Annotated in this window: 12 protein-coding genes; 6 read left to right on the top strand and 6 right to left on the bottom strand. The window is 75.2% G+C overall.

Translation table 11 applies throughout. From position 1 onward, the window contains the following. Positions 1-94 precede the first annotated feature (94 nt). Positions 95-1,174: a succinyl-diaminopimelate desuccinylase gene (gene dapE, locus ACWH4W_RS11305; protein WP_473075625.1), complete on the bottom strand. Its 1,080-nt coding sequence runs from the start codon at positions 1,172-1,174 to the stop codon at positions 95-97. An 83-nt stretch (positions 1,175-1,257) separates the two neighbouring features. Between dapE and ACWH4W_RS11300 the strand changes: the two genes are divergently transcribed. Together ACWH4W_RS11300 and ACWH4W_RS11295 are read left to right on the top strand one after the other, a co-directional pair. Further along, positions 1,258-2,244: a VldE C-terminal domain-containing protein gene (locus ACWH4W_RS11300; protein WP_473075624.1), complete on the top strand. Its 987-nt coding sequence runs from the start codon at positions 1,258-1,260 to the stop codon at positions 2,242-2,244. A 218-nt stretch (positions 2,245-2,462) separates the two neighbouring features. After that, positions 2,463-2,801, top strand: a complete 339-nt coding sequence (locus ACWH4W_RS11295; protein ID WP_473075623.1) for an ATP-binding protein — start codon at positions 2,463-2,465, stop codon at positions 2,799-2,801. A 425-nt stretch (positions 2,802-3,226) separates the two neighbouring features. Here the strand turns inward: ACWH4W_RS11295 and ACWH4W_RS11290 are convergent, their stop codons facing one another. After that, positions 3,227-4,324, bottom strand: coding sequence for a bifunctional succinyldiaminopimelate transaminase/glutamate-prephenate aminotransferase (locus ACWH4W_RS11290; RefSeq protein WP_473075622.1), 1,098 nt, complete (start codon positions 4,322-4,324; stop codon positions 3,227-3,229). 105 nt (positions 4,325-4,429) lie between these two features. Beyond that, on the bottom strand, positions 4,430-4,747 hold the full coding sequence (gene fdxA / locus ACWH4W_RS11285) for a ferredoxin (protein WP_004926152.1): 318 nt from the start codon (positions 4,745-4,747) through the stop codon (positions 4,430-4,432). A gap of 141 nt (positions 4,748-4,888) precedes the next feature. Between fdxA and ACWH4W_RS11280 the strand changes: the two genes are divergently transcribed. The 4 genes from ACWH4W_RS11280 to ACWH4W_RS11265 all read left to right on the top strand — a co-directional run bounded on the left by ACWH4W_RS11280 (position 4,889) and on the right by ACWH4W_RS11265 (position 9,137). Continuing rightward, positions 4,889-6,013 (top strand): GNAT family N-acetyltransferase, encoded by a 1,125-nt coding sequence (locus tag ACWH4W_RS11280; protein ID WP_473075621.1) that lies wholly within the window; start codon positions 4,889-4,891, stop codon positions 6,011-6,013. Between the two features lie 17 nt (positions 6,014-6,030). Next, entirely contained in the window at positions 6,031-6,894 is an 864-nt protein-coding gene (locus ACWH4W_RS11275) for a transglutaminase-like domain-containing protein (protein ID WP_473075620.1), read from the top strand. Positions 6,895-6,962: 68 nt separating this feature from the next. Next, positions 6,963-7,436 carry a MarR family winged helix-turn-helix transcriptional regulator gene (locus tag ACWH4W_RS11270; RefSeq protein ID WP_473075619.1) on the top strand — a complete coding sequence of 158 codons (474 nt, stop codon included), beginning with the start codon at positions 6,963-6,965 and terminating at the stop codon, positions 7,434-7,436. Positions 7,437-7,550: 114 nt separating this feature from the next. Continuing rightward, on the top strand, positions 7,551-9,137 hold the full coding sequence (locus ACWH4W_RS11265; RefSeq protein ID WP_473075618.1) for an MFS transporter: 1,587 nt from the start codon (positions 7,551-7,553) through the stop codon (positions 9,135-9,137). Positions 9,138-9,208: 71 nt separating this feature from the next. Here the strand turns inward: ACWH4W_RS11265 and ACWH4W_RS11260 are convergent, their stop codons facing one another. From ACWH4W_RS11260 to mshB, 3 genes are all read right to left on the bottom strand, one after another. Further along, positions 9,209-11,479 carry a hypothetical protein gene (locus ACWH4W_RS11260; protein ID WP_473075617.1) on the bottom strand — a complete coding sequence of 757 codons (2,271 nt, stop codon included), beginning with the start codon at positions 11,477-11,479 and terminating at the stop codon, positions 9,209-9,211. A gap of 194 nt (positions 11,480-11,673) precedes the next feature. Next, a complete protein-coding gene (locus ACWH4W_RS11255) occupies positions 11,674-12,087 on the bottom strand; it encodes a DUF6113 family protein (protein ID WP_473075616.1) in 414 nt (137 codons plus the stop codon). Further along, positions 12,084-12,950, bottom strand: coding sequence for an N-acetyl-1-D-myo-inositol-2-amino-2-deoxy-alpha-D-glucopyranoside deacetylase (mshB, locus tag ACWH4W_RS11250; RefSeq protein ID WP_473075615.1), 867 nt, complete (start codon positions 12,948-12,950; stop codon positions 12,084-12,086). Before mshB ends, ACWH4W_RS11255 begins: the two co-directional genes overlap by 4 nt. Between the last annotated feature and the right edge of the window lie 144 nt (positions 12,951-13,094).

Genomic DNA, 13,094 nt, shown 5'->3' with positions numbered 1-13,094 from the left:
CGCCTCAGCGTAGATCTACGCGGGTTACGTGCGGGGGACGTCAGCATGTCCACGGACGGGCGTTCCAAACGCGACGCCACCCGTACGGGTGATGTCAGGCGGTCAGCCAGGACCGCAGCCGCTCCTCGCCCGCGAGGATCTTGGCGGTGTCGACGCGCTCGTCCCTCCTGTGGGCCAGGTGGGGGTTGCCGGGGCCGTAGTTCACGGCGGGGACGCCGAGCGCGGAGAAGCGGGAGACGTCGGTCCAGCCGTACTTGGGCTGCGGGGTGCCGCCCACCGCCTCGATGAAGGCCGCCGCGGCCGGGTGAGACAGGCCGGGCAGGGCCGCGCCGCTGTGGTCGTCGACGACGAACTCGGTCACGCCGCAGTCCGCGAAGACCTCCCTGACGTGCGCCAGGGCCTCCTCCTCGCTGCGGTCGGGGGCGTAGCGGAAGTTCACGGTGACGACGCACTCGTCGGGGATGACGTTGCCGGCGACGCCCCCGGAGATGCCGACCGCGTTGAGGCCCTCGCGGTACTCCAGGCCGTCGACGACCGGCCACCGGGGCTCGTAGGAGGCCAGGCGCTCCAGGATCGGGGCGGCGGCGTGGATGGCGTTGGAGCCCATCCAGCCGCGCGCGGAGTGGGCGCGCTCGCCGGAGGTCTTCAGCAGCACCCGCAGGGTGCCCTGGCAGCCGCCCTCGACCTGCCCGTCGGAGGGTTCGAGCAGCACCGCGAAGTCGCCCTCCAGCCAGTCGGGGTGCGCCTCGGCGACGTGCCCCAGCCCGTTGAGGTCGGCGGCGACCTCCTCGTTGTCGTAGAAGACGAAGGTGAGGTCGCGGTTGGGCTCGGGGACGGTGGCCGCGATGCGCAGCTGGACGGCGACGCCCGCCTTCATGTCGCAGGTGCCGCAGCCCCACAGGACGCCGTCCTCGTCGAGGCGCGAGGGGACGTTGTCCGCGATCGGGACCGTGTCGATGTGGCCGGCGAGGATCACCCGCTCCGGGCGGCCCAGCCGGGTGCGGGCCACGACGTTGTTGCCGTGCCGGTCGACCCTCAGGTGCGGCAGCGCGCGCAGCGCCGCCTCGATCGCGTCCGCGAGCGGCTTCTCGGTGCCGCTCTCGGAGGGGAAGTCGACGAGCTGCGCGGTCAGGCGCGCGGCGTCCAGCGTGAGGTCAAGCGGGGTGTCGGCCATGCCGTCGACCCTAGCGCGGGGCCCGCGGCCCCACTGTCCACACCCGGCTCCCGCGCGAACGTACTCTCCAGTACCTTGTACGCGTGCCAGAGCAGTCCCCCCCTCTCAAGCGCAAGCGCCGTGGCCGTCTGCTCCGCTGCGGCGCGGCCTTCGCGGTGCTGTCGGCGGTCGCCGGTTACCTCGCGGTGCAGTACGTCACCGGAGGCACGGGCGGCCCGGGCTGCGAGGTCGTGTCCGGCGAGGGTGGCGGGGCGACGTACGAGTTCACACCCGAACAGGCGGTGAACGCGGCGACGATCACCGCCGTGGGCACCGCGCGCGACCTGCCCGAGCGGGCCGTGACGATCGCGCTGGCGACCGCCCTGCAGGAGTCGGCGCTGCGCAACATCGACTACGGCGACCGTGACTCGCTGGGCCTGTTCCAGCAGCGTCCCTCGCAGGGCTGGGGCACGCCGCGGCAGATCATGGACCCGGCGTACGCGGCGGAGAAGTTCTACGAGCACCTGGAGGAGGTGCCCGGCTACACGCGGCTGCCGCTGACCGTGGCCGCGCAGAAGGTGCAGCGCAGCGGTTTCCCGCAGGCGTACGCCAAGCACGAGCCGGACGCGGCGCTGCTGGCCGCCGCCCTCACCGGCCGCTCGGGCGCGACGCTGACCTGCGACGGCCGTCCCGCGGCGACCCGGGCGAAGGGCGCGGACGCGGTACGGACCGCGCTGGCCCGGGACTTCGGGCGCGACGTGCTGGAGCCGGCGGGCGCCGAGGTGGACGACGCCAAGGGACGGCCCTCCTCGCCGGGCGCGCCCAGCCTGGAAGCGGAATCCGGCGGGGGCACCGTGACACTGCCGGTCACCACCGTCTCCGGTGACCGGCGGGACGCCACGGCGCGGGGCTGGCAGCTGGCCCACTGGGCCGTGGCCAACGCCTCCGAGCTGCACATACGGAGTGTGTCCTACGCGGGCCGGGAGTGGATCGCCGGGCGCACCGACAGCCAGTGGCGGCCGCTGGACGGCAAGGGATCCGCGAGCTCCGACGCGGAAGCGGACGCGGTCCGGATCACCACGGGGCGGTAGCCCGGGGCGTTCCCGCGCAGGCGTGCGGGAGATCACCCGGAGGCGTTGCGCGGGACCGACATTGCGCCGCATTGCCGACTCTTTGCCGGACACGCGCGCAACCTTCCCGGCGGTCGGGCGGTAATCAGTGCGTCCGGGCCCGGTCACGGACGGCCGACCGCCAGTGGGTCGTCCCCGGGCGGCCGGACCCCACCGTTGTCTGCCGTCGAAGGAGCATCATGTCCCTCCCCCTGACCCGTCGGATCGCCCGTGCCGCGCTGCTCGTCGCTGCGGGAGCGGCCGCCGGGGTCGGTGCGGCCGGTTCCGCGAGCGCGGCGCCGGCGCTGCCGTCCGCCCCGAACCTCGGGCTGAGCGCCCTGGACGGTGCGCCCGGCAAGACCGTGGACAACGTGACGCGGGGCGTCGGCAAGACCGCCCCCGACGCCACCGAGGTGGCCCCGGCGGCGGGCACGACCGTGAAGAAGGCCGTGCCGGTGGTGAAGGAGCTGCCGACCGACTCCCTCGGCAAGGGCGGCCCCACGAAGAACCTGCCGGTCAAGGGCCTGCCTCTCGGCTGATCCCCTCGCCGAAGGCGACCCGAGCAGCGAGCCGAAGGGGCCCGGGACCTCTCCCCCGGGCCCCTTCGGCACGTCCTGCCGCACGTCCCGCCGCACTCGCCGCGCTGTCCCGGCGCCGGGGCGACGCGGCGGCGTGGGGAGGCCGCGGGAGCTCGGCGGGGCCGGCCTGCCGCGACCGCTCGGCCGTGTCGGCCCGTGCCTTCCGCGCGGTCGGCATCCACGCCTCGCCACCCCGCGACGCTCAGCCGCGTTCGCCGCGGCGGGCGGACCCGGCGCCTCACCGTCGAAGGCGAGGCGGTCCGTCGCCGCGTGACCGCCCACGGCTCGAGGGCCACGGCGTGGCGCCTCGCTGCGGGGCGGGGGCCGGTCGCCGCGTTGCCGTCCGGCGGCCGGCCCGGTCCGGTGGTGGGTCCGGCGTGCCGGTGTCAGGCGGTCAGGCGGCGCGCCGCGGCCTGGACCCGTTCGTCCGTCGCGGTCAGGGCGACGCGGACGAAGCGGTCGCCTGCGGGGCCGTAGAAGTCGCCGGGGGCGACCAGGATGCCCCGGTCGGCGAGGTGGGCGACGGTGTCCCAGCAGGACTCGTCACGCGTGGCCCACAGGTACAGGCTGGCCTCGCTGTGCTCGATGCGGAAGCCGTGGGCGAGCAGCGCGTCGCGCAGGGCGGTGCGGCGGGCCGCGTACCGCTCGCGCTGGACGCGGACGTGCTCGTCGTCGCCGAGGGCCGCCACCACGGCCGCCTGGGTGGGGGCCGGGGTCATCATCCCGCCGTGCTTGCGGATCTGGAGCAGCGGGCCGAGCACGGCCGGGTCGCCTGCCAGGAACGCGGCGCGGTAGCCGGCCAGGTTGGACCGCTTGGACAGGGAGTGGACGGCGACGATGCCGTCGTAGGAGCCGCCGTTGACGTCCGGGTGCAGCACCGAGACCGGGTCGGCCTCCCAGCCCAGCTCGATGTAGCACTCGTCGGACAGGACGAGGACCCCGTGCGCGCGGGCCCAGGCGACGATCCGGGTCAGTTCCTCCTTGGGGAGCACCCGGCCGGTCGGGTTGGACGGCGAGTTGAGCCACAGCAGCTTCAGCCGCGCCGGGTCCAGCTCGGTCGGGTCGTCGTACGCCACGTGCTCGGCGCGCGCCAGGCGGGCGCCGACCTCGTACGTCGGGTAGGCCAGGCGCGGGAAGGCGACCTGGTCGCCGGGGCCGAGGCCGAGCTGGGTGGGGAGCCAGGCGACGAGTTCCTTGGAGCCGACGACCGGCAGCACGTGCCGGTGGGTCACCTCGCGGGCGCCGAGCCGGTGTTCCACCCAGCGGGTGATCGCGTCCCGCAGTTCCGGGGTGCCCCACACCGTGGGGTAGCCCGGCGAGTCCGCCGCGGCGGTCAGCGCCTTCTGGATGTGCTCGGGCACCGGGTCGACGGGTGTGCCGACCGAGAGGTCGACGATGCCGTCGGGGTGCGCTGCGGCCGTCTTCTTGTACGGCTCCAGCTTGTCCCAGGGGAAGGCGGGCAGCCGGTCGGAGACTGCGGACACGGGTGGTGGCTCACTTTCTGGTACGGCAAACGCCTCGGTCCCGTACGGCGGGCGGGCCGTACGGGACCGAGGCGGCGCGTCGGTGCGGACCGCCTGCGGGACGGGCTACGCCTGCGGCGGCAGCGCGGCGATGAACGGGTGGTCCCGCTCGATCAGACCGAGCTTGCTGGCGCCGCCGGGGGAGCCGAGCTCGTCGAAGAACTCGACGTTCGCCTTGTAGTAGTCCTTCCACTCCTCCGGAGTGTCGTCCTCGTAGAAGATGGCCTCGACCGGGCAGACCGGTTCACAGGCGCCGCAGTCGACGCATTCGTCCGGGTGGATGTACAAGGACCGCTGGCCCTCGTAGATGCAGTCGACCGGGCACTCCTCGATGCACGCCTTGTCCTTGACGTCGACACAAGGCTGCGCGATGACGTAGGTCACGCTGTCGTTCCTCCTCGGATAGGGCGCTGGCGGGCCTCCTCAGGCTCCGCCGCCTGGCGCGCGGGAGCGCGGCGTCGTCGATGCCCGCCCCTAGTATCTCCGTTCCGGAGCATGATCCGAACAGGAGGGGTGAACTGACCTGTGGAAATCTCAGCCGCCGGGCGCCTCGAGGTCCGTGTCACCGCTGCTGACGTGGGGAAACGGGTCTCCGTGAGGAGCCTGATCGAACATGGCCCTTCGGGTGAGAAGTTCAGCGACACGGTCGGCGTTCTCACATCATGGGACAACGGTGTGTTGCAGATCACAAGGAGGAGCGGGGAGAGCGTCCGTGTCGCCGAGTCCGCGCTGGTGGCGGGCAAGGTCGTGCCGGCCGCCCCGGCGCGCCGGCGTGGCCCGGCGGCCTCCTGCGCGGAGCTGGCGCGGGTGGCCGCGCGGGGCTGGCGGCCGGTGGAGAGCGAGCGGCTCGGCGACTGGGAGCTGCGGGCGGCCGCCGGCTTCACCCGCCGGGCCAACTCCGCGCTGCCGCTGGGCGACCCGGGCCTGCCGCTCGACGACGCGCTGACGGCCGTGCGCCGCTGGTACGCGGCCCGGGGGCTGCCGGCGTACGTCCAGGCCGCGACCGGCGCGGAGGGCGCGCAGGAGCTGCTGTGCGCGGAGCTGGAGCGGCGCGGGTGGGTCCGCGAGGTGACCGCCGAGCTGTGGACGGGCGGGCTGGCCCCGGTCGCCGACCTGGGCGGCGGGACGGCCTCCGGTGTGCTGCTGTCCCGGCGGGCGGACACGGCGTGGCTGGCGCGGTACCGGCGCAAGGGCGTGAGCGAGGTGGCCCTGCGGGTGCTGGGCGGGGGCTCCCCGGACGAGGCGTCCCCGGGTGAGCCGTCCCCGGGTGAGCCGTCGGTGTGGTTCGCGACCGTGCCGGGTGAGCCGGGCGCCGAGGCGCCCGCCGCGATCGGGCGGTGTGTCGTGGACGGCCGGTGGGCCGGGTTCGCGGCGGTCGAGGTGGATCCGGCGCGGCGGCGGCGGGGGCTGGCCACGACGGTGATGGCGGCGCTGGCCGCCCGGGCCCTGGAGGAGGGCGCCTCGGCGGCCTGGCTGCAGGTCGAGGTGGACAACGAGGGCGCGCGGGCGCTGTACGACCGCCTGGGCTTCGCCCCGCACCACGCGTACCACCACTACCGCGCGCCGGAAGAACCCGTACCGGACTCGCCGGACCCGTCGGAGGGCTCCGCTCAGGATGCGCCGGCCCGGGCGGGTGACGGGCCGCTGTGAGCGGGCACGAACCGGGTATGCGCTCCCCCTGGCCCCCGCCGCCCGGACGCTCCGCCGAACTGCGCCGGCGCTTCGCCGAGGAGGCCCGCTGCGAGCGGCCCGGCCTGTCCGCGCTGTGCCTCCTGGTGGCGGCGGAGGGCGACGGCACGCTCGACGAGGCGGGCATGGACGCGGTGGAGATCGAGCTGGACCGGCTGGCGGGCGAGCTGCCGCACCGGCCGGGATCGCCGCACGCGTGGGCGGTGGCGCTGCGGGACCTGCTGGGCGGGCGGTACGGCTTCCACGGCCTGCCGGACGACTACCGGCGGCTGGAGTCCTCGCTGCTGCACGCGGTGCTGCGGCGGCGGCGCGGGCTGCCGATCCTGCTGTCGGTGGTGTGGATCGAGGTGGCCCGCCGGGCGGGCGCGCCGGTGTACGGCGTGGCGCTGCCCGGGCACTTCGTCGTGGGCTTCGGCGACCCGCACGGGGCGGGCCCCGGGCAGGTGCTGGCCGACCCGTTCGACGGGGGCCGGGTGCTGACCGGACCGGACGCGGAGCTGCTGGTCGCCGGGGCCACCGGAGGCCCGCTGGAGCCGTCCATGCTGACCCCGGCGGGGGCGCTGGAGGTGGTCGCGCGCGTCCTGAACAACGTCCGGGCCTGGGCGGCGACCCGCCCCGAGCGCACCGACGTCGGCCTGTGGGCCCTGGACCTCTCCCTGCTCCTCCCGTCCCGCCCCGCCCGTCTGCGCTACGAACGCGCCCAGCTCCTCGTGCAGCGCGGCGAGTTCACGGCGGGCGCGGCCGAACTGGAGGCGTACGCGGACGTCGTCGCGGCGGTCGACCCACAGGCGGCCGACCGCATCCGGGGGGAGGCGCTGGCCGCCCGGGCCCTGCTCAACTGACGCAGGCCCGGCGGCGCGGCACCGCCCGCCTTTGACATAGATATGTCTGGATACCTATCCTCACGTACATGTCCCCCACCCGTGCCTCCGAGGAGCGCGTCGCGCACCTGGCCGCCGAGCTCGCGGCGTGCCTGCCCGCGCTGCACCGGGCACTGGACCGGCGGGTCGCGGGCGAGTACCCGCATCCGAAGCCGCCGGAGGGACAGCTGGCGCTGCTGCGTCACGTCGCGCGGCACGAGGGCGCCACGGTCGGCGAGGCGGCCTCGGCGCTGCTGATGAAGCCCAACAACGTCAGCGCGCTCGTCTCCCAGCTCATCGAGCGGGGCGAGCTGGAGCGCCGCCAGGACCCCGCGGACAAGCGGATCGCCCGCCTCCACCTCACCGCCGTCTCGCGCCGCCGGATCGCCGAGGTCCGCGCCCTCGAGGAGCGTCTGCTCGGCGAGGCCCTGCGCTCGGTCACCGACGGCGAGATGGACGCGCTCGGTTCGGCGCTCGGCGCCCTCAAGGCCCTCGCCGGCCACCTTCACCCGGCGACCCGCTGACCCACGCCCGTTCCGGGCGCTCCCCCGTCACGCGCGTCGCCCCGCGCGGCGGTGCCCCGGGCGCCGTTCCGCGCGCAGGTCGCTCTCCCCCTCTGAGAAAGAAACGGCTTCCCCATGTCGTCGTCCACGTCCGTGGATCGCTCCACCGCGCGCCGGGGCAATCCCTGGCTCGCCCTCGTCGCCGTGTCGTTCGGCCTGCTCATGGTGCAGCTCGACGGCTCCGTCGTCGCCATCGCCAACCCGGTGATCGGCAAGGACCTCGACGCCGGCACGGCCGAGCTGCAGTGGGTCACCAACTCCTACCTGCTGGCCCTCGCCGCCTCGATGATCCTCGGCGGCAAGCTCGGCGACCGGTTCGGCCGCCGCCGGTACTACCTCGCCGGCGTCGCCGGCTTCGTCGTCGCGTCGGTCGGCATCGGCCTGGCCGGCACCATCGAGGGCGTCATCGCCTTCCGCGCGCTCCAGGGCCTGTGCGGCGGCATCCTCATGCCCAACACGCTGGGCATCCTGCGCGCGGTGTTCCCGCCGCGGACGTTCGGGCTCGCGGTGGGCATCTGGGGCATGGTGTCCGCCGTGTCCACCTCGCTGGGCCCGATCCTGGGCGGTCTGCTCGTCGAGCACGTCGACTGGACCTGGGTGTTCTACCTGAACCTCCCCATCGGCGTCGTCGCCCTGCTGTTCAGCGCGGCCGTGCTGAGGGAGTCGAGGAACGCCGACGGGGAGCAGCGCTTCGACGTGGCCGGCGTCGCCGTGCTCGCCGCCGGCCTGCTCGCCCTGGTGTTCGGCATCGTGAAGGGCGAGACCTGGGGCTGGGCCTCCGGCGGCACCCTCGGCTCGATCGCCGCCGGCGTCGTCCTGCTGGTCCTCTTCGGCTGGTACGAGACCCGGCAGGAGCACCCGCTGCTGCCGATGCGCCTGTTCCGGGACCGGTCGCTGACCACCGGGTCCGTGATGACCGCGCTGAACTTCTTCGTGATGCTCGGCGGGATCTTCTTCATCATGCTGTACCTGCAGAACGTCCGCGGCTACACGCCCGTCGAGGCCGGCATCAGCACGCTGCCGATGTCGCTCGCCTCGCTGGTCGCCTCACCGCTCGGCTCGCAGCTCACCGCGCGCTTCGGCCCGCGGGCCACCATCCCGCTGGGCCTGGTGCTGTCGGCCGCCGCCATGTTCGGCATGCTCACCTGGTCCACCGACTCCTCCTACGCCACCATGTGGCCGCCGTACATCGCGCTGGGCCTGGGCGTCGGCATCGTGCTGCCCGCGACCGCCGCCGCGATCATCGGCAACGCCCCGGTCCGGGACGGCGGGGTGGCGTCCGGGCTGCAGTCCACGATGCTGCAGATCGGCGGCGCGCTGGGCACGTCGGTGCTGATCACGGTGATCGCCGGCAAGGTCGGCTCCTCGCTGTACGGCGAGCTGACCGGGGCGGGCGTGCCGTCCGCCGTGGCGCACGGCCTGGAGGGGGCGGAGGACGCCGTGGCGATGGGCATCGCCCCGGTCTCCCCCGGCATGCCCGAGGGGCTGCGGGCCGCGGTCGTCGAGGGCAGCGCGCAGGCGTTCGTCAACGGCATGCACGCCGCGGTCACCGTCACCGGCGTCCTGTGCCTGATCGGCGCCGCGGTCGCCGTGGCCGGCATCCGCCGCCGCTCCCCCGAGGAGACCGCCGCCGAGGCCCCGGTGCCCGTCGTGGCGCACTGAGACCCGCACGCACGGCGGCGGCGCCGCACGGAGCACTCCGTGCGGCGCCGCCGCCGTCGTCGTCCGTCGCGTCAGCTCGGGTCCGTCTCGATGACGGCCGTGCGGTCGGTCGTGCTGACCAGCGCCTGGCGCAGGGCGCCGTAGACGTCCTGCGGGGTGACGGGGGTCTTCTCGCCGTTGCCCCGGGTGATGAGCACGCCGTCGAAGGCCTGGCCGTACAGCTCCTCCAGGGCCTTCAGGTCGGGCTTCTCGACGAGCTTGCCGTTGACCGCCTCGACGCGCAGGAACTTCCACAGCGACTTCTCGGGGCTCATCGGCACCGAGTGCGCCGGGTCGGTCTGCACGGTGACCCGGTCCGACATCGCGGGCTCGGCGAACTCCTTCATCATCCGGTCGACCTCGGCCTTGGTGACCTTCGGCTGCTGGGCCGTCGTGGGGACGTTCACCGCGGCGGCGGCGCCCGTCTCCACCTGCGTGCGGTACGCCTCGGCGACCACGTCGGCGGCCTTGGCGACGTCGACGCCCTTGCCCGCCTGCGGGTACACCGGGACGGCCTTGCCGGACTCGAAGGTGATCGAGCCCTCCTTGACCGTGCCGGCGCCCCCGGCGGCGTCCTCCAGGGCGGCCTGCAGCTTCTCGTGGTCGACCGGGATCTCCGGCTCGACCACGCGCGACTGGCCGAACAGCGAGCCGATCACGTTGACCGGGTTGTAGTCGCTGGTGGCGGCCTTGCCGACGGTGGCGTCGATGTCGACCTGCAAGCCGGCGTTGTCCGGCTGGAGTTCGACGGTCCTGCCGTCGACCGACAGCTTCAGCGGTTTGTCCAGCCGGCCGTCGAGCGCGCCGTCCAGCTTCTTCACGGCCTCGTCGCGGGTGCCGCCGCCGATCTCGACGCCGAGCACCGTGGTGCCCTTGGGCACATCGGAACGGTTCATCAGCAGACCCGCGCCGTAGGCGACGCCGGCGACGAGGACGACACCGGTGGCGAGCAGGACGAGCTTGCTGCGGCCCTTCTTCTTCGGCGCCTTGGAGGAGCTCGCCGGGGCCGGGGCGACCGGATCGGGCAGCTTGGGCAGGGGGCGCGGACCAGGGGCGCCGGGGCCCGTGCCGGGCGCGTCGAAGGAGGCGCCGGGCGGGACCACGGGGCTGCCGCTGGTCACGGTGTTCCCGGGGACGTTGTCGTGGCGCGGGTAGCCGGGGTCGCCGGGCGCGGCGAGCTTCTGCGGGGTGAGGATCGCGGTGTCGTCGCTCAGTCCGCCGCCGGGGACCGCGTGGGAGCCGGTGCGCTCCTCCGTGAAGGGCGTGCCGCCGGCGGGCGGGGCCATCGGGCCGTCGCCGGTGACGGGGCCGCCGGTGGGGCCGGAGGGCGCCTTCGGGCCGCCGGGACGCCCGGCGCCGGGCACGCCGCCGCCCGGACGGGCTCCGGCACGGCCACCGGGACCTCCGGGGCCACCGGGACCTCCGGGGCCGCGCCGGGGGCCGCCCCCGGCGTCGTCCGCGGCGTACGGCAGGTCGTCGCGGCGCGGTTCGCCGCCGCGGTCGGCTCGGTTGCCGCCGGGGGCGCCGGGGGCGCCGGGGGCGCCGGGGGCGCCGGGGGCGCCGGCCAGCGCCTCGGTCACGTCGAAGGAGCCGGTGCCGCCGCCGTGACCGGGGGCCACGGGTCCGCCGGTCGCACCGGTCGCGCCGGTGGGTCCGGGCGCCTTCGGGCCGCCGGGGCGGGGTCCGCCCGGCGCGCCCGTGGAGCCGACCACGCCGCCGGGCCGTCCGGCGCCGGGACGCGCGCCGTTCGGGGGCTTGGGCGCACCCGGCGCGGCTCCCGTCGGACCGCTCGACGGGCCGCCCGACGGCACACCGGGAGCGGTGCCGGAGGGCGCGCCGGAAGTGCCGGGCGCGGCAGCGCCGTCGGCCGCACCGCCGGTCTGACCGGGCTTGGCGGCAGGGGGCTTGCGGGGCGCGAACCAGTCGCTGGCCGGCTTCTCCCCGGCGGCGGGCTTCTCGGCCGCCTCGGGCCGCGCGGGCGGCTCGACCGGGTCGGCGGGCGGTGCGGCGGGAGCGGGCTCGGCGGCGGCCTCGGCGGCGCCGGCGCCCTTCTTGCTCTCCGCGTCCGTGACGGGCTTGCGCACGACGACCGGCGGAATGGGCCGCGATCCGGGGATGTTGATCCGGATCCGGGTCGTCAGCGTGGTCTCGGTCTTGCGGTCCTCCGGCCGCGCGGCCGGACGGCCCGCGTCCGTGTCCTCGTCCGGAATCGCCGGGATCCCGTAGGGCGGGGTGCCCGACGGGTAGGCGGCTCCGCCGCGCCCGTCGGGCCCGGAGGACGGGGTGTCAGTTTCACGACTCAAGGCAGGTTCTCCCGGTTGGCTCCGCCGCCCGTCACGACCTCACGGTGGGGGTCCTCCCAGCTCGGGCGAGGCCGAGGGTGCGAAGGAGGCTCGGCGGCGCGCACCACCTTACTGGCCATATCCGGCCGGTATCCCAGTACCGTCGGGGAAACCCGCACCGGACCGTCACGCCCTTGGCACGGCGAAGCGGTACGTCACTTGCGAAGTCGGGCGGGGTCCCCGTCCGGTTGCTTCCCGGGCCCGATGGTGGCGCAGATCACAGCCACGGCCATGCCTCCGATCAGGAAGAGGTAGGAGCCGATTCCCGCGGCGAACAGGAAGTCACCCTCCGGACGGCTGGCCGTCAGCAGGATGACGGTGATCATCCAGCCGGCGGCGACGGCCACCCCGCCCGACCGGCCGCGGGTCATCCGCGCCGCCCCGAGCACCAGTCCGGCCTCGCCGACCAGGGCGAGCAGCAGCCCGCCGGGGAACCACGCGGGCTGGACCAGCGCCCCGGCGACGCCGACCACGGCGCCGAGCACCAGCAGTCCGAGCAGGGCCGCGGCGCGTCCCGGGGAGGGCGGACGCAGCGGCTGCGCCAACGCGGGCACGCGGTCGCCGCTCACGACGCCTCCCCCGTGCCGACGCCGGCGAACAGGTCGTCCTCCCGGCCCGCGGGCCGCTCGCCGCGCACCAGTTCGTAGTACTCGGTGGTGAACAGCGGCTGCGCGAGCTCGTTGGACAGCACGAAGTACGGCTGGTCGGCGACGGTGATCTGGGTGGCGTGGGCGCGCATCGCGGCGGCCTTCGCGCCGGCGTACGCGGTGCCGTCGACGGCGGTCGTGATCCGTGCGTCGTCCACCACGCCGGGGACGTCCCGCACCGCGGCGGACGTGTCGAAGGGCAGGGCGGGCAGGTCGCGCTCCAGCCGGGCGAAGGCCTCCTCGGCCACGGAGCGCGGCACGCGGTTCCAGTAGACCTTGGGCACGTCCCACCCGCCCTCGGCGGCCAGCTCGACGGCGCGCATGGCGACGCGGTGGGCCTGGATGTGGTCCGGGTGCCCGTAGCCGCCGTTGTCGTCGTACGTGACCAGCACCTGCGGCCGCACCTCGAGGATCACCTCGGCGAGCAGCCCGGCGGCCTGGTCGACGTCGGCCCGCCAGAAGCAGGCCGGGTCGTCGTTGTCGGGCAGGCCCATCATCCCGGAGTCGCAGTACCGCCCGGCCCCGCCGAGCAGCCGGAAGTCCGTGACGCCGAGCGCCGCCATGGCCTCCCGCAGCTCACCGAGCCGATGTCCGCCGAGGGCCGCGCCGCCGAGGTGCCGCAGCTCGGGCGGGATGACCTCGCCGCGCTCACCGAGGGTGCAGGTGACCAGCGTCACGTGGGCTCCCTCGGCCGCGTAGCGCGCCATGGTCGCGCCGTTGTTGATCGACTCGTCGTCCGGGTGCGCGTGCACCAGCATCAGACGCCGCTCGGGCAGTTCCGTCATGGACCCCACCCTATTTGGCGCGGGGCGCTTCCGGCGGACCCGGCCGGCCGCACGGGGGGACGTCGACGCCGGTGTCGACCGTCACCGGCGCACTGCCGAGCGGGGCGTCCGCGCAGGAGCGGCGGATCCGCTCGCCGGAGGAGT

It is taken from the genome of Streptomyces sp. DSM 120436 (assembly GCF_055778765.1).
The sequence above is the reverse complement of the archived record's forward strand: the minus strand, read 5'-3'. Positions and strand labels throughout refer to the sequence as shown.

Coding starts and splice junctions, on each gene's coding strand:
- ACWH4W_RS11265 (WP_473075618.1), top strand. CDS start 7,551: ATGTCGTCGTCCACGTCCGTGGATCGCTCCACCGCGCGCCGGGGCAAT.
- mshB (WP_473075615.1), bottom strand. CDS start 12,950: ATGACGGAACTGCCCGAGCGGCGTCTGATGCTGGTGCACGCGCACCCG.
- ACWH4W_RS11295 (WP_473075623.1), top strand. CDS start 2,463: ATGTCCCTCCCCCTGACCCGTCGGATCGCCCGTGCCGCGCTGCTCGTC.
- ACWH4W_RS11275 (WP_473075620.1), top strand. CDS start 6,031: ATGCGCTCCCCCTGGCCCCCGCCGCCCGGACGCTCCGCCGAACTGCGC.
- ACWH4W_RS11270 (WP_473075619.1), top strand. CDS start 6,963: ATGTCCCCCACCCGTGCCTCCGAGGAGCGCGTCGCGCACCTGGCCGCC.
- dapE (WP_473075625.1), bottom strand. CDS start 1,174: ATGGCCGACACCCCGCTTGACCTCACGCTGGACGCCGCGCGCCTGACC.